The organism is Roseiarcus sp., from assembly GCF_052145395.1.
Lineage (GTDB): Bacteria > Pseudomonadota > Alphaproteobacteria > Rhizobiales > Beijerinckiaceae > Roseiarcus.
Map to the genome: position 1 here is coordinate 1 of NZ_JBKQOT010000389.1, position 18,589 is coordinate 18,589.

The 18,589-nt window shown below is 67.8% G+C and carries 10 protein-coding genes; 2 read left to right on the forward strand and 8 right to left on the reverse strand.

Annotated features, from left to right (window positions below):
- Positions 1-253 precede the first annotated feature (253 nt).
- The 8 genes from ACLP25_RS13040 to fliF all read right to left on the reverse strand — a co-directional run bounded on the left by ACLP25_RS13040 (position 254) and on the right by fliF (position 16,080).
- A complete protein-coding gene (locus ACLP25_RS13040) occupies positions 254-3,088 on the reverse strand; it encodes a sulfide/dihydroorotate dehydrogenase-like FAD/NAD-binding protein (RefSeq protein WP_442469617.1) in 2,835 nt (944 codons plus the stop codon).
- Positions 3,078-8,081, reverse strand: a complete 5,004-nt coding sequence (locus ACLP25_RS13045) for a 2-oxoacid:acceptor oxidoreductase family protein (protein WP_442469618.1) — start codon at positions 8,079-8,081, stop codon at positions 3,078-3,080. The genes ACLP25_RS13040 and ACLP25_RS13045 overlap by 11 nt, the downstream gene beginning before the upstream one ends.
- Positions 8,082-9,137: 1,056 nt before the next feature.
- Positions 9,138-9,689 (reverse strand): transglycosylase SLT domain-containing protein, encoded by a 552-nt coding sequence (locus tag ACLP25_RS13050; RefSeq protein WP_442469619.1) that lies wholly within the window; start codon positions 9,687-9,689, stop codon positions 9,138-9,140.
- Positions 9,643-11,055, reverse strand: coding sequence for a hypothetical protein (locus tag ACLP25_RS13055; RefSeq protein WP_442469620.1), 1,413 nt, complete (start codon positions 11,053-11,055; stop codon positions 9,643-9,645). The genes ACLP25_RS13050 and ACLP25_RS13055 overlap by 47 nt, the downstream gene beginning before the upstream one ends.
- A complete protein-coding gene (locus ACLP25_RS13060) occupies positions 11,052-12,248 on the reverse strand; it encodes a hypothetical protein (RefSeq protein WP_442469621.1) in 1,197 nt (398 codons plus the stop codon). Before ACLP25_RS13060 ends, ACLP25_RS13055 begins: the two co-directional genes overlap by 4 nt.
- Positions 12,245-13,600 (reverse strand): MotB family protein, encoded by a 1,356-nt coding sequence (locus ACLP25_RS13065; protein WP_442469622.1) that lies wholly within the window; start codon positions 13,598-13,600, stop codon positions 12,245-12,247. The genes ACLP25_RS13060 and ACLP25_RS13065 overlap by 4 nt, the downstream gene beginning before the upstream one ends.
- A gap of 9 nt (positions 13,601-13,609) precedes the next feature.
- Entirely contained in the window at positions 13,610-14,416 is an 807-nt protein-coding gene (locus ACLP25_RS13070) for a hypothetical protein (protein WP_442469623.1), read from the reverse strand.
- The gene (fliF, locus tag ACLP25_RS13075; RefSeq protein WP_442469624.1) at positions 14,413-16,080 is read right to left on the reverse strand and encodes a flagellar basal-body MS-ring/collar protein FliF; all 1,668 of its coding nucleotides are present in this window, start codon (positions 16,078-16,080) and stop codon (positions 14,413-14,415) included. The genes ACLP25_RS13070 and fliF overlap by 4 nt, the downstream gene beginning before the upstream one ends.
- A 258-nt stretch (positions 16,081-16,338) precedes the next feature.
- Here fliF and ACLP25_RS13080 point away from each other — a divergent pair, with 258 nt between their 5' ends.
- A complete protein-coding gene (locus ACLP25_RS13080; RefSeq protein ID WP_442469625.1) occupies positions 16,339-17,820 on the forward strand; it encodes a flagellin N-terminal helical domain-containing protein in 1,482 nt (493 codons plus the stop codon).
- A 37-nt stretch (positions 17,821-17,857) separates the two neighbouring features.
- Positions 17,858-18,160 (forward strand): flagellin, encoded by a 303-nt coding sequence (locus ACLP25_RS13085; RefSeq protein ID WP_442469626.1) that lies wholly within the window; start codon positions 17,858-17,860, stop codon positions 18,158-18,160.
- Positions 18,161-18,589 lie beyond the last annotated feature (429 nt).

An 18,589-nucleotide genomic window follows, 5' to 3' on the forward strand; every position in this document is an offset into this window, starting at 1 on the left:
CGCTTCTCTCAGGTCGTCAACCTCCACATGCCTCGCCCGACAGGCCCGGTGCTCCATGAAAACCTCCATCAGAACGCGGCCGATTCGAACAGATTCGGGCTATGCCTCGCTAACGCGAATTGAGCCATCCGAAAAGGCGTCGCCTGCGGCGGCGCGCGAGACTTTGGGGAAGACCGGCGCGCGGCCTTGAAGTCACGCGAGAAGCGGAACGGCCCGGCTTGCACCGGGCCGTTCGATCGCCCTCTGCGTCGCGTCAGGCCAAGTGGTGGCGGGCCATGCTCTCTTTTTCCTGCGCCTTGAACTGCATGAAGCGCGGCAAAAACTTGTCCCAGTCGATGATGTGCGAGTCGAGCTCGGGGCCATCGATGCAGGCGTGCTTGCGCACCATCTTGCCGTCGATCGTCACCGGCACCATGCAGGCGCCGCACATTCCGGTCGCGTCGACCATGATGGCGTTGAGGCTCGCGACCGTCGGCACGCCGTAAGGCTTGGTCAGGTCGCTGATCGCGCGCATCATGAGCGGCGGCCCGATGGCGATCACTTCCGCGACCTTACGGCCCTTGCCCTCCGCATTCTCCTTCAAAAGCTCCTCGAGCGGCCCGGTGACGAAGCCCTTGACCCCGAACGTGCCGTCGTTGGTGGCGTAGATCACCCGGAGCCGGTCGCCGAACTCCTTCTGCAGCCCGTCCACCCGCTCGCCCTCGCCCGTCCAAAAGAGCGCGCCGGCGGTGCGGAAGCCGGAAATGAGGGTGGCGTGATTGCCGAGCTTGAGGTGGCTTCTCAGGATCGGATAGACCGGCGGCAGCCCGAGGCCGCCGGCGCAGAACACCACGGTCTTCTCGCCCTCGTAGCGATGCAGCTTGCTGGGCTGGCCGAGCGGCCCGGCGATGCCGGTGAAGGCCTCGCCGACCTCCATCGCATTGATGCCGATCGAGCTCGCGCCGACCGCCTGAATGACGAGGTCGATCGTACCCGCCTTCGCATCCCAATCGGCCAGGGTGAGCGGAATAAGCTCGCCCTTCGGCGTCGGCAGCACCCGCACGAATTGCCCGGCCCGCGCGGACTTGGCGATCATCGGCGAACGCACCCGGATCTCGACGATGCCTTCGGCGAGGTTGACCTTCTTGAGAATGGTCTGCGGCGCCTGGGCGAGGTCGGTATAGTGGGACGCCTTCTCGACCATCTCCACGATCTCAGGCTTAGAGAACGGGATGTCGCCGACGATCTCGCGCGCCGCCGCCTGGCCGTCGCCGGCCGCGAGAACGGCGGTTGCGCCGCCGCGAGTCGCGTCGCCGCCGGAAAAGACGCCCTCGAGCGACGTCTTCTGCGACCCGCCGTCGACCGTGATCGTCCCCCACTTCGACGTCTTCAGGTCCGGCTCGCTGTTCTTGATGATCGGGTTCGAGGCGTTGCCGAGCGCCATGACGACAAGGTCGACCGGCATGGTCTCGGTCTTGCCGGTTGCGACCGGCGCGCGCCGACCCGAGGCGTCGGGCGGCCCGAGCTCCATCACCTCGAGCGTGGCGTGGCAGACATGCGCGGACTTCTCGCTCAAAAACTCGCTCGGCGAGCGCAGAACTTTCAGCGCGATTCCTTCCTCGAGCGCGTGGTGCAGCTCCTCGACGCGAGCCGGCATTTCAGCCTGCGTGCGGCGATAGACGATCGTCACGATTCCGCCGAGGCGCTTGGCGGTGCGGGCCGCGTCCATGGCGGTGTTGCCGCCGCCGATGACGATAACGTTCTTGTCCTTCACCTCGGGGAGCGGCGTGTCGTAGTCTTCGAACCGCGCCTGCATGAGATTGACGCGGGTCAGGAACTCGTTGGCCGACATCACGCCGAGCAGATGCTCGCCCGGAACGTTCATGAAGCGCGGCAGGCCCGCGCCGGTGCCGACGAAGATCCTCCAGAAGCCGTTGTCCTTGAGGTCCTCGAGCGTCGCGGTCTTGCCGACCACGAAGTTGGTGACGAACCGCCCGCCGAGCAGCCGGATCTTGCGCACCACGTCGTCGATCAGCGTGTTGGGCAGCCGGAACTCCGGGATGCCGTAGCGCAGCACGCCGCCGAGATCATGGAACGCTTCGAATATGGTGACGGGGAAGCCCTTGGCCGACAGGAGATAGGCGTTGATGAGACCAGCCGGCCCGGAGCCGACCACCGCGATCGGCGGCATCTCGGCCTTGGCCCAGGGGCTGACCCAGTTCTTCCACCGCTCCGCATCGGCGTTGGGGCGCACGATCTTCTCGCGCTCGGGCAAGAACCATTCGAGCTGGCCGATCTCGAGCGGCCGGCCGGTCAGCGTGCACACGCCCTGGCACTGCAGCTCCTGCGGGCAGACGCGGCCGGTGACGTCGGGCAGCGGGTTCAGCGACTCGATCAGCCGCAGCGCTTCCCGGAACTTGCCCGTGCCGACGAGCTGCAGCATCTCGGGGATGTGGATCTTGACCGGGCAGCCGCCCTTCGGCTCGCGGCCCGGCCTCGGCACGCCGAACTCGCAGGCGCGGTCCTCGCACTGCTTGTCGCGCAGCGTCTCGAGCCAGACGAGCAGATCGACCTCGCGCGCGCTGTAGCCGAGGTTCATGTAGCCGAGATAGCCCTGGTTCACGAGCTGGAAGTCGCGCGCCCGCTCCTCCGGCGAGCGGATGTAGGGCGGGATGCCGTTCTGCCCGGGCCAGCCCTGCGACAGGCCCTTGAACATCGGGTAGCGGTCGGAGAGATACTTGTCGATCGCAATGATGAACTTGCGCTTGAACTTGAGCGGCACGTTCCAGATGAAGCGCAGGAGCAGCCCGCTCATGTCGTCGTCGCGCAACAGCAGGCGCCACAGCGTCTTGGTGAACTCGGGGCCGAGCTCGTCCTGCTTGAACTCCCAGACGATCGCCTGCATGCCGTCGTCGACGAACATCTGGCGAAGCGAATGCGGGCTGTTCAGAAGCCGCTTGCGCAGGAGCTGAAGCTGCTTCTGGAACACGTCGAAGGCCTCGGTGTGCTCGAGCTCTTCGACCTCGCTCCGCGTCGCCTCGAGGGCGTTCGCGGCCTGCCGGTAGCGGTCGAGTTCGGCGTCCGTGGCCGTTTTCGTCTCAACACTCATGGATGATCTCCGAATCGCAGTTGGCGGCGACGCGGGCGATCTTCGCCTTCAGTTCCGGCGTGACCTTCACGCGCGCCAGAGCGCCCGGGATGAGGTGCCCGACTTCCTTGGTCTCGCCGTTGACGACGATGCGGGTCTTTTCAAACAGCTCCGGGATCTCCTGGTAGCAGGTCTTGCAGTTGGAGCACTTGGCGACGTCCTCGTCCGCAAGCGACACCGGCGCTCCGCTGACGTCAGCGACCGGCGCCGCGGCAGGGGCCGACGCCGGCGCCCCGCCGATCAGCCGCGTCACCGCGCCGGTAGGCGCGCTCGGCGCGAAGGCCGCGATCGGCGGCGCCTTGGAGGAGGCCGCGAGCTCGGACATGGCGCGCGCGATCGAGTCGATCGAGGACTCGCGCGCTTCCGTCGCTTCCTTGAGCTGCAGCTGCAGCGCCTCCATCTCGACGTGATGATCGCTGTCGAGCTTCTGGACGTCGAGGCCGGCGAGCACCTGCAGGCTGCGCCAGTTGCGCCGGCGCTCCCGCACGAGATGGACGAGGTCCTGCGACACTTCCGCTTTGATCAGCTTCCTGTCGTCGTCGATCGACCAGACGAACGGCGTCTTGCCCTCCCGCTCCGCGGGGCTGAGATCGATGTATTCGTGGATCGGAACGTCGGCGGCGTCGGCGGCCAGACGGCGGAACTGCTTGCGGAACCTCCCTTCGGACAACGCGAAGTCGGCCGGGGTCATCGGGACCTCGAGCAGCTTCGTCTGGCCATCCTCCACGTACTCGACCGTGCCCATCGCCCAGTCCTTGTCGACGTCGGGGTTTCCCTCGAGCGAGAAGCGCTCATGCAGGCTCGCGCCGCGGCGCGGATCGTGCACGAACACCGGACTCATCCGGCTCTCGACGGCGAGCCGCGCATGGCGGTTGGCCAGCGGATCAGCGATCCCCTGCTCGCCCTGGCACGGCGTATAGACGTCGAGAACGGCGGGCGAGTCGTTATGGTTGAGAAACTCGACCACATGCTTGAGGAAATGCCCCTGCAGCGCCGGGCAGCTCTGCACCACGTAGACGTTCGGGTGGAACGCGGCGAGCAGCGCGAGTTCCTTGCGCTCGTCCTGCTTGCCGTGGTGGGCGGCGCCGAACCGGGAGAGGTCCGAGTCCTGCGCTGTGAGGCTCGCGGTCGAGGCCTGGCCGCCGGTGTTCGAATAGGCCCCGCTGTTGAGCACGACGACCTTGATCGGAGTCGTGGTGCTGAGCACGCGCGACAACGCGCCGAAGCCGATGTCGTAGGTCGCGCCGTCGCCGCCCATGCTGATCACGGTCGGCATCTGGCCCATCTCCTCCTGCGAGAAGTCGGCCCAGCTGAAGGTGCGGAAGAAGCGGTCGTGCGTCTCCGGATCGTACTCATCGCCGAGTTCGAGCTCGGCGATGCGCAGCGCGCGGATGTCGCCCGCCGCCTCCGCCCCCAGGCCCTCGAACACGCCCTTGGCGACCGCGGGCGTGTCCTGGAACAGGCTGTTCACCCACGGGTCGTTGTAGGGGTTGAACGGGAAGGTCGAGGCGTAGACGCTCGAGCAGCCGGTCGCGTTGGCGATGACCGCGCTCGCCGGCCCGTGCCCTCTGGGTCCGCTCTCGAGCAGGTAGAGCCGCTTCTCGAGCGTCGCGATCACGTCCCGGATACGATCGCGCCGGTGCGGATCGCGCTCGGTGTCCTCAGCCGATGGCAGCTTGGCGTTGAGCTTCTCGATCAGGCCTTCGACCTGGCGCATGTTGTCCTTGCGCCGCTTGTCGTGGATGGCGTGGTTCGTGCCCGTCACCAGCCGGATCGCGGTCACCTCGCCGCAACCGCGGCAGGCGCCGTGGCCGCCGGTGGTGGCGTAGTAGTTGTTGCGGTCGAGCATCAGGCGCTTGGTGTCGCCGTCGGGCTGGACCGCGCCTTCAATGAAGCGCGCCGGCGTGTTGGGCAGCCGGCTCAGGAAGTCGAAGCGCGACTCGAGCGTCTCGACGAGCGCTTCGTCCTGCTCGCGCGCGACGAGCGCGTGCGGGCCGCAGACGTCGACGCATTCGAGGCAGCCGGTGCACTTCCACGGATCGACCGCGGCCGAGAACAGGCCGCCGCTCCCCGGATGGGCCTTCTCCATGGCGTCGAAGAACGGCCGCGTCTTGGCGACCGGGAAAGTCGAAAGCGCGCCGGCGAGCCGCGCGAGGTGGCCGCGCGTGACCGGATTCTCGACGTCGAGCTTCTCGGCCGCCTGACGGACGATTTCATGGAGAGGCGGCGGCTCCTTCTCGTTGCGGTAGACCTCGCGGACCGCGTCGGCGAGCGGAAAGACCTCGCGTCTGAGGGCCTCGCGCTGGCTCTCGGCGATGTCGAGCTGTTTGATGGCCGACATCATGAGGTCGCGGATGTCGTGGACCGTGTTCGGGATCGCGGCGTCCGGGCAGACGAGCGCGCATTCCATGCATCCGGTGCACAAGTCCGCAATGAACTCGGGCGCGTTGCGGCGGAACAGGCCCTTGTCCTTGAAGGCCGCGCTGCCGGCCGGAATGAACAGTCCCGTTCCCGGCAGGACCGGCGCCTCGGCGATCGTGCCGTCCCGGAACGCCGATCCCATGACCTCGTCGAAATACTCGGCGTCGAGGAAGCCCGATTGCGCGGGCGACCGCCCAGCGCGGCACATCGACGCCGAAATGGCGACCGTGCGGTCGCTCTTTCGCGCGGTCCCCTTTTCGACCTCGGCGAATTCGGGCTGCTCATAGTCGAGCTTGCGGGTCGCCTTCAGGCCGTCGCGGATCACCGCCATGTTGCCTTCGACGACCGGTCCGCCCTTGGCGCCGAACTTCTTGGCGATCTGCTGGCGGATCTTGTTCAGCACCGCCTCTTCGGTCGCGCCCTCGGTGACGCGTTCGAAGCTGCCGCAAACTGCGCCGATGAAGGCGATGCCCATCATGCGCGTCTCGAGTTCGGCGGTCGGCGCATGCTTCTTGGCGACTTCGAAGGCGTCGATGATGAAGACTTTGATCTTTTTGTCACGGATGGTCTTGCGCGCCTGCTCCGGCAGCTCCTTCCAGACCGCGACGGCGTCGAGGTTCGACTGGAGGATGAACGTGCCGCCTTCAGCGAGCCCGCGCAGCGGATTCGAGTGGCTGAACACCTTATGGTCGGGCGAGACGACGAGTTCGACGTCCTCGAGCTCGGCGTTGGTGATCAGCACCGGGTCGGGGCTCAGCGTGATGTAGTAGTTGGTCGGCGCGCCGCTCTTCTCCGATCCGTATTTCGGCGCAGCCCGGGAATGCAGGTCGAGCGCGCCGGCGAGAATGTCGGTGAGCAGCTTGCCGGTCGCGATGGTGCCGTAGCCGCCGACCGAATGGAAGCGGATGCGGAACGCCGACTTCGGCAGGAGGACCGGGTTCGGCTCGGTCTCGAGCGCCATAAACTCGGTGTCGGGATAGGCGGCCTTCAGCCTCGCCTGCAATTCGGCGAGCTTCGGTGGCGGGTTCTTGGCGTAGAACTGCGAGCCGAGATAGACGAACGGCGCGTTGCGCGTCTCCATGTTCTTGAACGCCGCGACGAGATGGCGCGGCTGCAGGTCGTGCGCGCCGAGGCCGAAAATCGCGGTCGTGATCTTGGGCGGATTGGCGAGCGGCGGAATGCCGGGATGGCGTTCGCCGTCGACGTTCTCGTGCGCCTTGAACAGGGCTTCGCGGACGGAGGTGGTGAGCGCGGTCACGTCCGAGCGCTCAAGCACCGTAACCGCCTTCTTGCCGGCGAGCGCGGCGACGACCTCGGCCTCAGGGAACGGCTGCAAAAGCTTGACCGAGACGACGCCGACCTTCTTGCCTCCCGCGCGCAGATGCGCCGCGACCGCCTGCACGTCGTCGGTGACCGAACCCAAGCCCACCATTACATATTCGGCGTCGTCGCAGAAGTAGGTCTTGATCGGCGCGTATTCGCGACCTGTCAGCGTGCTGTACTCCTTCATCACCTCGCGGGCGATGTGCGGGACTTCGCTGACGAAATGGGTGCGATGGTCGACGGAGCCGGCCCGGAAGTCGGGCTGGTTCTGCACGCCGCCGGTGACGCCGGGATTGTGGACGTCGACAAGCGCCGGGACGAGCTGGCGCGTGCCCTTCTCGTGAGCGTTCAGCCACTGGCGCCGCCACGGGGCGCGCAATTCCTCGGGCACCCATGCGAGCGTCGGTTCGATGAGCGCGCCGGCCGTGTCCGTCTCGACCGCCGCCTCGTTGGCGGTGAGGAAGTCGCGGAGCTTCCTGAGGTCCTCGGGCGCAAAGCCGTCGCCGACCCGCACGAGATACTGGCGGAGCTGGAAGGCGCGGCCCTTGGCACCGAACAGCATGTCCTGCGCGACCGTAGGGCATTTGATCCGGCCCGCCGGGTCGCCGAGGAATTCGCGCAAAAGCTCGGGCTCAGGCATCAGCGCTTCCGACAGCATGTGGCTGGTGGCGAAGCCGTCCATCGCGTTGACCACCGGGATCAGCGACAGGGCGCTCAGCCGATAGGAGATCGCGGCGAGGTCGGCCGCTTCCTGCGGGTTGCTGCCGAAAAGAATGGTGTAGCCGGACTGCAGCAGCGCATAGACGTCATCGTGACCCGCCATCACGTTGAGCGAGTGCTTGGAGACGACGCGCGCCGCGACCTGCAGGACGAAGCCACCGACCTTCTTGCCGACGGTGACGTAATGGGACTCCATCCCGTACAGGATGCCCTGGCTGGACGAGGCGTTGGAGACGTATTTGCCGCCGGTGAGCGCCGCGCCGAGCGCGCCGCTCTGCGCCGAATGCTCGCCTTCCGGCTCGAAGAAGAAGGGGTGCTTGCCCCAGACGTTGATTCCGCCGTTGGCGCGGAAGGCCTCATAGATTTCCGAGATTTCGGTCGAGGGGGTGATCGGATAGCCGATCACGCCGCCGCAGACGCGGCTCATGACTTCCGCTACCGCGCCGTTGCCGTTGATGACGCTCTCCACGCCAGGATATTTTGCGGTCATGTGTTCCCTTGAGGATCCGCTGTCGCATCCTCACCACGACGGAGCTTAGTTCCCTTGGCTAAGGGGCGCCGACGTCTAGCGCGGTTTTCAGGCTGTGGCGGATGTCGTCAAACCGCCCAAAACTCGCGAGCGCGGGTGCGAACCCCGGTTGTCCTCCTCCTTCTCGTTTTGGTTGTTCGTTCCGCTTGGACAAATAGCGCTGACGGGCGGCGGCGTGAATGCCTAATCCGACTTTGGGCGATGCGCAAATTGTCGCGGGGCCTCTTTGAGGCGTAAACAGCCCTCTGCGGCCTCGCTTGCCGTCGAGGCCGCCGACATCGCTCCGCCTTTCATCGCCGCCGACGCTGTCTGGTCGCCGCGCCGGCGATCGCAGGCCATCGGCCCCGCAGGTTTGCGAACCCGCAAGGGCAGACCCGCCAAGTCTCGATACTGTCGGAATCGGCGACCGGCTGATTTGATCCATCTCAATTTGATGAGCGTTCGGCGTCGGAGCCGCGCGTTGGTCGGTCGGCTCGCCGAATGCTCTCGCGCGACCGCTGGTCGTACGGCGTCCGCGCCGCCGCGAAGGCGTCGGGTCTCCCGATATGATGGCCGCGTCGGCAAGCCGCCCTCTCGGTGTCCGAGCCCTACGGCGCGACTTCGGCAAACCGGCGCGGTCCTCAGGGGGCTGAAGCACAGAACATGACGAGAGAATCTGTCTTGAGGCGCGAACGATCCGAGAGCGCCCCTATCTGCACGCTGGCGATCTGGTGAATGCTCCGGCGATAGTCGCCTCCGAAACCCAGACGATCCGCCAGGTGGCGCGACTGATGCTGACCGAGGAGGTCAGCGCGGTCACGGTCCTCAACACGTCCTGCGCACCGGTCGCCGTCGCCGGGATCATGGAGCGCGCTCGCGCGACTTGGCGCGGTGGGAGGGCCGACGAGGCGGAAATCGCGCGCTCGGCAGGCGCTCGCCGTGTGACCGGGGCAGACCGACGCCGCTTATCTCCTCGGCCCGCGGCCAGTCCCTGCCCCCTCATTCCGCAAGCGGGACTCCACCCAATTGCAGCGCGCTTTAGCGGCAGAGCGCCCTGGCGCTTTCGGTCCATCTGCCGAATCCGCTCGCGACCATGTTGCGGATGACCGCGCACACGTAAGTTCGCTCGGCCTGCGGATTGTTCGGGCCTGCGTTATAGCGGGCGACCGCCAGCGTCCAGGCGCCCGTTTCGACCTTGAGCGCTTTCAGGAAATTCGCCGCATAATCGACGTTGCGCGCCGGATCAAACATGTCGGCCAGCGAGGCGAAGCGCTCCCCATGAAAATGGACGTTGATCTGCATGCAGCCGACGTCGATGAAATGCGCCCCCTGCGCCCGCGCCGCCGCAAACCGCGCCATCGCCTCCTGAAGCGTCTCGGAGTGGACCTCGCGCCCGTCGACGTTCATGTCGTAGGGGCCGAGCTCGCCCCTGTGTCCGGTCTCGGTGAGGCCGACCGAAAACAGCACGTTGAGCGGGACGCCGCTCTCAGCCGCCGCCCGCGTCATCTCGCGCTCGCAGGCGAGCGAGCCGGCGACGACCGGGCTAGAACCGAGAAGCGCCGCGACGAGCCCCGCGTGGATCGCCCCCATCGCCGCCCTGGCCTTCGCGTGCGCCGCCGTCGCCGTCGCCGGCCGATGGATCCGCCTTGCCCGTCGCATCGTTCGCGCCCGTCTGCTGGATGATGAGGGAGCTGACCGGCTGGCCGATTGCCGCCAGCCGCTCGGCAATCGCGTCGCGCGCGCCCTCGAGCGTCGCCGCGGTCTCGCCGCTCGCCGCCCGGATGACGACGCCGAGTTTGTCGCCTGCGAGGCGCACCGTCATCGACGCGTCCTTGATCCCGCTCGGCGAAAGATCGAGGTCGATCTCCCGCACCCGTGTCGCGGCTTGCGCCGGCGCCGTCGGAGCGCTCGTCTGTCCAGTCGTCTCGGCCGCCTGAGTCGCCGGTTCGGACGGCGCCGGGGCCGTTTGCGCCGGCGGCGCGCCGACCGAGGCCGCGTCGGCGGCAAAATTCGTCGCTGCGCCCGCCCCGTTCGCGTGCGGCGTCTGTCGGCCCGCGGCCACGTAATCCTGCGCCCGATCGCCCGGCCCGCTCGAAGCGTCCGACGTCGAGACGGCGCCGGCGGAACGCGCGGCGGGCCCAGTTCCGCCCGCTGTCGCCGATCCGGCTTCGCGTGCGGGACGCGGGCGGACCGCCGCGGCGGATTCGAAAGCTCGCGGCTGCATCCCCGCCCTTGCGGCGGCTGACGAGCGTTGCGCGGTCGAGGTGCGGGGCGCGTCGCCGGCGTTCGCGACGGCTGGCGGAGCGCGGAGCGGCTCACCGGAAGCGACGGCGTCCCCCCGGACGGACGCCGCGATGGGGGCGTCGCCGCTCCCGACGACGGCCCCGACGAGCGGGTCGAATTTAGAACCGGCGCCGGTCTCGGGGCCGGCTGATGAGGTTTCCGACCCGCCTCCCGACCGCGAATCGGCCTGAGCCGCCGTATTCGGGCTCGGCGCTGGAAGGTCCGCGTCGGCAAAGTTCGCAAAAGCGGCGGGCGCGAGATACGACCGCTCGGCTGTAAGCTTGGGCCCCAACGAGGCCTGCGCCGGAGCCGACGCGTCGAGGCTCGCCGAGCCGAGCGACGGCGCGGCGTTCGGCGACAGGGACGTTCGCGACGGCGAAGCGCCCGCATCGGAGTCGCCGGCCGCCGTGGTCGCCGGGGCGGCGCTTGCCGGGACGGCCGACAAAGACGCCAGCGCGGCGCGCAAGTCGGCCGTCTGACGCGCGGGAGCGTCAGCCGCATCGTCAGGGGTTGGCTTCCGCTCCTCATCTGTCGATCGGGCGTTGCCGTTCCCGGTCATCAGCGCGTCAACCTCGGCGGAGAAGGCGTGGTGGCCGGCGCCGCCCGCGTGAACGTGAGGAGCGACTTGCAAGCTGGTCGCGGCGGGCGCCGCGGCGGAGGCGACGACGGTCATGGCGCGCGGCTCCCATCCGCCGCGACCAGACTGTCCGTCCGCCGCAGCGCGTCCTCGACCTTCGTAATCGTCGCGGCCTCTCCGTCCTTGCTGGCGTCGCCCGATGCCGCCGCCTGGGATACGACGGATGCGGCGGCGGGCGCAGCACGCAATTGCACAGCGACGTTGCGCACGGCGGCCAGCAGGGCCGCGTCGGAACGGTCGAGCTTCGCGGAGGCGATGCCCTGCAGGTCGGCGACCGCCGCGTCGTAGGCGTCGGAAAAAATCCGGCCCGCGCCGAGGTAGAGGCGCCCGCGCGCTTCATCGGCGCTGCCCGCCGCCGAATGCTGAAGGGCCTCGCCGGCGGCGGCCTCGGCGGCGTCGAACCGTCCGTTCAGCGCGGCCGCGCGCGCGAGCGTCAGCACAAAATCTCGGCGACCGTCGGCCGGGAGGCGCGCCGCGGCGTCGGACAGGAGGCGATAATTGACCGGATCGTCGGCCAGCCCCGTGCTCGCGATTCGGCGAGCAAGATCGTGGAAGAAGTCCGGGGCGTAGAGCGAGGCGGGGAAACGCGTCGCGTATTGCCGGGTCAACAACGCGACGCGCGGAGCGTCGTGCGCCTCGGCGAGCAGGGCGATCTCCCGACGCAAGGCGGCCTCCTCGACGAGGCCGCCCGGGGCGACGAGCCGCGCCCAGTCGAGATCGGCGACCGCGGCTTTCGAATCGCGCCGCGTCTTCAGCACCGATCGCGCGAAAGCGACCGGTCCCGCAAGCCGGACGTCGAGCGTGGAGAGATCGACAGGGGCGAGCAGCTCGAGCGCGTCGGCCTCGTGGTTGGTGACATAGGCGAGCGCGCCGCGGGCCAGCGCCCGCTCCGGAACAGGGAGCGAGTCTTCCTTGACGACCGGAACGACCGGAGCGAGCGCGCCGCGGCTGAGCATATAAATGACGAGCGAACCGGCCTCGCGCTTGCCGGCCCAGGTTTCGGGCGGCGCGGCCGCGATCGCTGCAGCCATCGCCGTCAGTTCGGCGACCTCCGCCGGATAGGCCGATCGGTCACCCTCGGCGATCCGGGTCTGGAGGCGTTGCAGGTCGTCCGACATCGCCGAGAAGTTTGGAGGTTCGCCGGCGGCGTGCGGCTCGGCCCCGGCGCGAGACGAGGGTTGAAGCGCGATCACTGCGAGCGCCACAGCAAGGCGGGCGAGCGGCCTCACGGCTTCGCCTCGCGCAGGAGGATTTCGATGCGCCGGTTCTCCGCCGCCAGCGGATGGGCGGCGTCTTTCAGGCGATGATCGGCGAAGCCCTCGATGCGGTCGAACCGCTTGTCCGGGACGCCTCCCCGGCTCAGCATGTAATAGGCCATCTGCGCCCGCGCCGAGGACAGGCGCCAATTGTCATAGGTGGCGGAACGGTAGGGGCGCGCGTCGGTGTGGCCGCGGACGACGATCGTGCCGGGCAGGGTTTCGAGGCTCATCGCGATCGCGTCCATCATCCGCACGACGCGCGGCTGCGGCTCGGCTGAGCCCAGCGCAAACATGGAAAAGTTCTGCCGGTCGGTGAGACTGATGAGGATGCCCTCTTCGGTAACCTCGACAGTCAGTTCAGGACCGGGAAGGGACTGGAGCTCCGGCCCGAGACGCTTCTTCACCTCGGCGAGCAGCGCAGCCGCGCGCGCTTCCGCGGCGTCCATCGTAGTCGGCTTCACTTCCCCGGAAGGCGGTTTCCCCTCCGCCGCCGGCGGCTTTGCGTCGTCGGCGCCGGACGATCCGCTCTTCGCCTGAGCGCCGGCGCCGTTCGACGGCATGACGTTCGGCTCGGGCCTGACGCGGCCCTCCAGGGACGCGTCTGCGGGCCCGCCGGTCGCCAGCCCGGGCGCGGGCGCCGGGGGGCTCGCGTCCTGGCTGGCCGCTTCGGGGGCGGCCGGCGCGCCGGGATCGGCCGCGACCACGTTCATGGCCTTGTCGCTGCCGAGCGGCCGGAAGGTATCGCGGAAGGCCTCGTCGGCGCTGGGGCCGACCTCGCCGTAGCCCTTCAGCGCGGCCGCGGGATCGACTCGCGGCCCGGGCGGGGGGGCGCCAGCAATCTTGTCGAGGCTCGCGCGGGGGTCGCTGAACAGCTCCGCCTCCGACATGGTTGGATTGGGCCGCGCCGGATCCGGCGGCGGCGCCTTCGGGTCGAGTTTTCCCTTGTGCTTCTGTTTCGGGTCGCCGGGCTCAGCCTCCGGCGCTTCCGGCACGTTTCCGCTTGCGGCGTCGCCCTGGGCCGAGCGCGACTTCTCGCCGTTGGGGGCGCCCGAATCGCGGCCGGGCGCGTCGGTGTCCTGCTCCGGGGCGCCGTGGATGCCTTTCTGCGCCTTGGCCGGCTCCTCCAACTTCACCGGATTGAAGTAACGCGCGATCAGCGTCTTGGTGTTCTTGTCCGTCGCGCTGATGATCCACAGCACAAGAAAGAACGCCATCATCGCGGTCATGAAGTCCGCGAAGGCGATCTTCCATGCGCCGCCGTGATGGCCGCCCTCGTGCGATGAGCGCCGCCGGACGATGACGATTTCTGGATGCCCGCTCATCGGCCGCGCTCAGGCGTCGACGGAGGCGAGCAGATCCGCCCAGGGTTTGAGCTCGGTGACGATTCTCGTGGCGTTGCACTCCACCGTCGCCTCCACGCCGCCATCCTCGACAAAAACGATCTCGGCCGGCATGTCGGCGATCCGGTCGCGAAGCAGGCTCAGCACGCGCTCCGGGCCGCGGATGGTGATGAGGCCGGGCGAGCCGCCGGCGGCGAGCCGGCCGATGGCCTTGACGAGTTCGTCGGACGCGTAGCGGACCACCTCCTTCACCAGGAACGGCCCAAGAATGCGGGCGACCGCGGCCCCGACATTGGCTTCGACCTCAGCGAATCCCGCCCGCACCATCGCCTCGAGCTGGGCGTATTCGTTGAGCTGGAACTCCAGCCGCTCCATTATCGCCTGCTCCTGCATCGCGGCGCGCTCTGCGGCGAAGCGCTCTTCGGCCTCGACGCGCCCGAGCGCCATGCCCTCCTCGCGGCCGCGTGCGCGCGCCTCGTCGACCCGGACGGCCATTTCCTCGGCCTTCGCCGCCTCGCGCGCGGCCAACGACTCGCGTTGCGCGGCGTCGATCGGCGTCGGCTTGCGATCCCACAAGGGGCGCTGCGGCTTCTCGAGCGCCTCGGGCTTCACGGCGCCGACGGCCTTGGCCGCCCGCTCGAACGCCGGCGGGAAGGCCGCCGGCGCGCGCGGCTCGAGCGACTGCAGGCTTTGCAGGCTGCGCGGCCGGAACGGCGAGGCCTCGCGCCGCGGCGAGGCCTTTTCTCCGGGCCCCCGTCCGATGTGGTCGAGATAGTCCGCGATCGGCACCGGTTTCATCCGTTCGCTCCCTGACGTATCCATTGCTTGAGGATGGTTGCGGCCTGGTTCTCGTCGAACTCGACGAGCTTGAGCAGCTTGCGCTCGGGGCCGTTGTCACGGCGGGCGAGGAGGGCCTCGAGGAATTCGTCGCGCCCCGCCTCGCTTTCGACCAGGAGGTTCTGGCCCGTTTCGGGCGCCGCCAACGCCATCGGCCCGGCCAGCGCGGCCTCCGCGGGGACGGGCGGCGCGGCGAGGAGCATCCTCAGGCCCGGGCGCAAGCCGAACCAGAGCAGCATCGCCGCGACGAGGACGATCGCGCCGGCGTTGACGATGGAGCCCGTCTGTCGCGCCACGATCTCGACGAGCGAGGGTCCCGGCGCCGGCTCCATGTCGCGGCTCGAATCGACGAAATCGACAACCGAAATCTTGACGACGTCGCCGCGCTGCTTGTCGAGGCCGGCGGCCGAGGCGACGAGCTGCTCAATCTCCTTCACCTGCGCCGCGACCGCCTCGGGCGACGGCTTGTCGCCGAGCGAGGCCGTCAATGCGGCGCGGTTGACGAGCACGGCCAACGACAGGTTCTGGATCACGAAGCCGGCGCTGGTCGTTTGAATCGACCTCGACGACACTTCGTAGTTCGTGAGCTCCTCGCGCTTCTGCGTCTGGTCGTTCGACTGTTTCTGCTCCGTCCCGGCGCCGTTCTGCTTGGGGAGGTTCGCCTCGACGCCGGCAGGCTGCGATCCGGCTGCGTTCTGCGAGCTCTGCTGCTCTTTGGTCACCCTCACCGAGCGTTCGACGCGCTGGTCGGGGTTGTAGATCGTTTCGTTGGTCTGGGTCTTGTCGGCGTTGAGGCGCGCGGCGACCGAGATCTGGAAGTTGCGCGCGCTGAGGTACGGGATCAGCGTGCGGGAGACGCCCTCGCGGATCTCCTGCGACATTTCGCGCTCGAGGGCGAGCAGGTTGTCGGGCGATTTGTCGACCGAATCGGAGCCCGAGGCGAGCAGGCGGCCATCGACGTTGAGTACGGTCACGTCGTCGAGCTTCATGCCCGGAACGGCCGAGGCGACCAGATGGCGGATCGCCTCTCCGGTCATGCGGTCGTCGCCACCATCGGTGCGAATCACCACCGAGGCCGAGGACGGTTGGCGCTCGCGGCGGAAGGAGCCTTCGTCGGCGAGCACGATGTGGACGCGCGCGGCCTTGACCGAGCGCATCATCTGAATGGTTCGCGCGAGTTCGCCTTCGAGCGCCCTCAGCCGCGTCACATCCTGCATGAACGAGGTGAGGCCGAGCGAGCCGAGTTTGTCGAACAGCTCGTTGCCGACCGCTCCGCCGCGCGGCAGGCCCTTCTCCGCGAGAATCATGCGCGCGGTTGAGGCCTGCCCGGCGGAAACCAGAACCGATGTCGCCTCCGCATTGACGTCGAAGGCGACGCCCGCCTCGCGCAGCGCCGAGCCGATGGCGGCGACATCGTCGCGGTCGAGCCCGGAATAGAGCGTTTCCATGGCCGGCCGGCTGAGGTAGTAGCCGGCGAGGCCGGTGACGGCGAAGACGGAGAGCCCGATCACCGCGAGCGCAACGAGGCGGCGGACGCCCAAACCCTGAAGGTTCGTCCAAAGCCGCTCCACATGCGACAGGAGATTCGTCACGCCCGCGACCGGTTGAAGAATGCCGGCGGCCATCCTTGCGGCGGGAGCTTGCGCCGGGATTGCGCTGCGCCGCACAATTCGACGTTTTCGGGCGTCCTTAACTGCCCGTTAGCGGGTTCTCACTAGGGTTGGCCTCGCCGGAAAAGAGCGCCCGCTTCACGCGCGCTCCCCGGCGAACACGACGGTTGGGCTTCGAATCGGAGTCCAGGGCATGCCGCCAACCCGTCGTCTCGGTGCAAGTCCGAAATGTCACCTGAAAAATCGTGCCATTTCCGATGAGGAGCACCCTTTATGTCTTCGATTCTCCACAACGCCGCCGCGCTCAGCGCCCTTCAGGCCCTGAATATGACGCAGCAGTCGCTGGCCACCGTCCAGAGCCAGGTCTCGACCGGCCTCGCCGTCGCGAACGCGTCGGACAACTCGTCCTACTGGTCGATCGCCCAGCAGCTCAGCTCCGACAGCGGCGTCGTCACGGCTTCCAACACCGCGCTCTCGGAAGGCCAGTCGGTGCTGGGGACCGCAACCTCGGCCATCAATTCCGTGATCACGACGCTGAACTCGATGGCGACCCAGCTCACCCAGGCGCAGAATCCTGGCGCCAGTCTCACCAACATCAACACCTCGCTCGCCTCGCTCGGCCAGCAGCTCACCGACGCGGTCAACGGTGCCTCGTTCAACGGCCTGAACGTCCTTAACGGCAGCCAGACCACGATGAACTTCGTCTCCGGCTTCAACGCCAACGCGACGGGCGGCTCGGTCAATACGATCAATTTCACGGCGCAGGCGCTTACGGGCGGGGCGCAGCAGACCGCGTCAACGACGACGCAGACGATCTCCGTCGCGGCCCAGATTACCAACCTGAAGAACATCCAGGGCGGCTACGCTGCGGCAACCGTCGGCTCGAACCAGCTCTACGAGGGGACGACCGCCACCGGCGGCAACGACACCATGACTGTGGTCTCGGTTGATAAGTTCGGGAACACGACCACCAGTTTGTACACGGCCACCGGCGCCGGCCAGACCGGCAACCTGCAGGCTGACGCGGCGACAGGTGGGATTATCACCAGCGTGAACGTCCAGACGACCTACACGCCCGCGGCCCTGGCCAACACAACCACCTCGACGGTCGCCAACGCGACGGCTGTTGCCAACTTGCTTGCCTTAACTGCGAATCCCAACGCACCGACGGTCAGCAGCCCTCAAATCTTGTTCTCTACGGGCCAGGGGAACGTCGCGAGGGCGATCGTCAACTCCGTGGACGCCAATGGAAATCTGACCACCAAGACGTACACGGCGCTGGACGCGAACGGAAACGCCATTGCCTATACCGCCAGCGGCGCCGCCGGCAGCACGTTCAATGGCGCGAAAGGCATCACAGGGGTCGCCTCCTTCGCCGTGTCCACGTCGGTCACGCCCGCAGCCTCCTCGGCCTCCTCGACCGTCTCGACAACATCGACCGTGACCGATGCGACCACGCTAGCCAATTTGAAGGGGCTTGCGGTCAACACAACCAACACCACGCTCCCGACGACCTTCAAAGCGACCTACGGCAACAATTACGATATATGTAGCGGGGACCGCCACGACCGCCGGGGAGTTGCAGGTTCAATCGGTAGACGCCAACGGAAACCAGACGACCGCGACCTATACGGCGCTCGACGCGAGTGGAAACCAACTGATTGGCGCAGCCAGCTTCGCCAACGCCAGCGAGTTGGCCGTTTCCACGACGACCACCTATGCCACGTCGGGTCTCTTGACGCAGAATGGAACTGACCTCACCACGCTCGGTACGTCCGCGGGCACGGGAACGATGATCACCGCGTCCAATGCAAGCACCGCGCTGAACGCTGTCAACCAGGCGCTTGCCGCCGTGCAGAACTATTCGGGCCTGATCGGCGCGACCCAGGACCGGATGACCGCGGCGTCCACGTTCAACACCAGCCTGACGACCGACTACGCGACCGGCGTCTCGGGCCTCGTCGACGCCAACATGAATACGGCCTCGACCCAGCTCCAGCAGCTCCAGGCGTTGCAGACCCAGGAGCAGCTCGGCATCCAGTCGCTGTCGATCGCCAACCAGAACGCCCAGCTGATCCTGAAACTGTTCCAGTAAATCCGAGATTCCCCGCGCGCCGCTTTCCTGCCCCCGGTAAGCACTCCCCCAAAGGCGCGCGGGGAAACCTTCGAGAAAACGCCCCGGACCGCGTCGCGCAGTACGGGGCATTTCCGCGTTGGAGAAAACCCTCTCCCGGGAGAGGGAAGCCGCGAGCCGGCAGGGTGCGGGCAACGGGGCGCGCTCTGACCTCGTCATGGTCTCGCCGCCTCATTCCCGGGGGCGCGCGCCATTTTACGGAAAACATCAAATGCCGCCCCGAATCACAGTCCGGGGGCGGCCACGTCGCGGTGTTGCCGATTGTTCCAATTCCCGACCAAAAACGAACGCGATAAGAGCCTAAGAAAGGCCCCGGCCGCATCGAACGCAGGCCGGGGCGGGCGCGTCGGAGGACGCGCCTACTTTTCGATGCAGTAGCCAAGAAAGCGC

Bases quoted from the DNA above. Each gene is read 5' to 3' on its own strand.
- ACLP25_RS13065 (WP_442469622.1), bottom strand. From the start codon at position 13,600: ATGAGCGGGCATCCAGAAATCGTCATCGTCCGGCGGCGCTCATCGCAC.
- ACLP25_RS13055 (WP_442469620.1), bottom strand. From the start codon at position 11,055: ATGACCGTCGTCGCCTCCGCCGCGGCGCCCGCCGCGACCAGCTTGCAA.
- ACLP25_RS13080 (WP_442469625.1), top strand. From the start codon at position 16,339: ATGTCTTCGATTCTCCACAACGCCGCCGCGCTCAGCGCCCTTCAGGCC.
- ACLP25_RS13070 (WP_442469623.1), bottom strand. From the start codon at position 14,416: ATGAAACCGGTGCCGATCGCGGACTATCTCGACCACATCGGACGGGGG.
- fliF (WP_442469624.1), bottom strand. From the start codon at position 16,080: ATGGCCGCCGGCATTCTTCAACCGGTCGCGGGCGTGACGAATCTCCTG.
- ACLP25_RS13050 (WP_442469619.1), bottom strand. From the start codon at position 9,689: ATGGGGGCGATCCACGCGGGGCTCGTCGCGGCGCTTCTCGGTTCTAGC.
- ACLP25_RS13045 (WP_442469618.1), bottom strand. From the start codon at position 8,081: ATGACCGCAAAATATCCTGGCGTGGAGAGCGTCATCAACGGCAACGGC.
- ACLP25_RS13040 (WP_442469617.1), bottom strand. From the start codon at position 3,088: ATGAGTGTTGAGACGAAAACGGCCACGGACGCCGAACTCGACCGCTAC.
- ACLP25_RS13085 (WP_442469626.1), top strand. From the start codon at position 17,858: ATGATCACCGCGTCCAATGCAAGCACCGCGCTGAACGCTGTCAACCAG.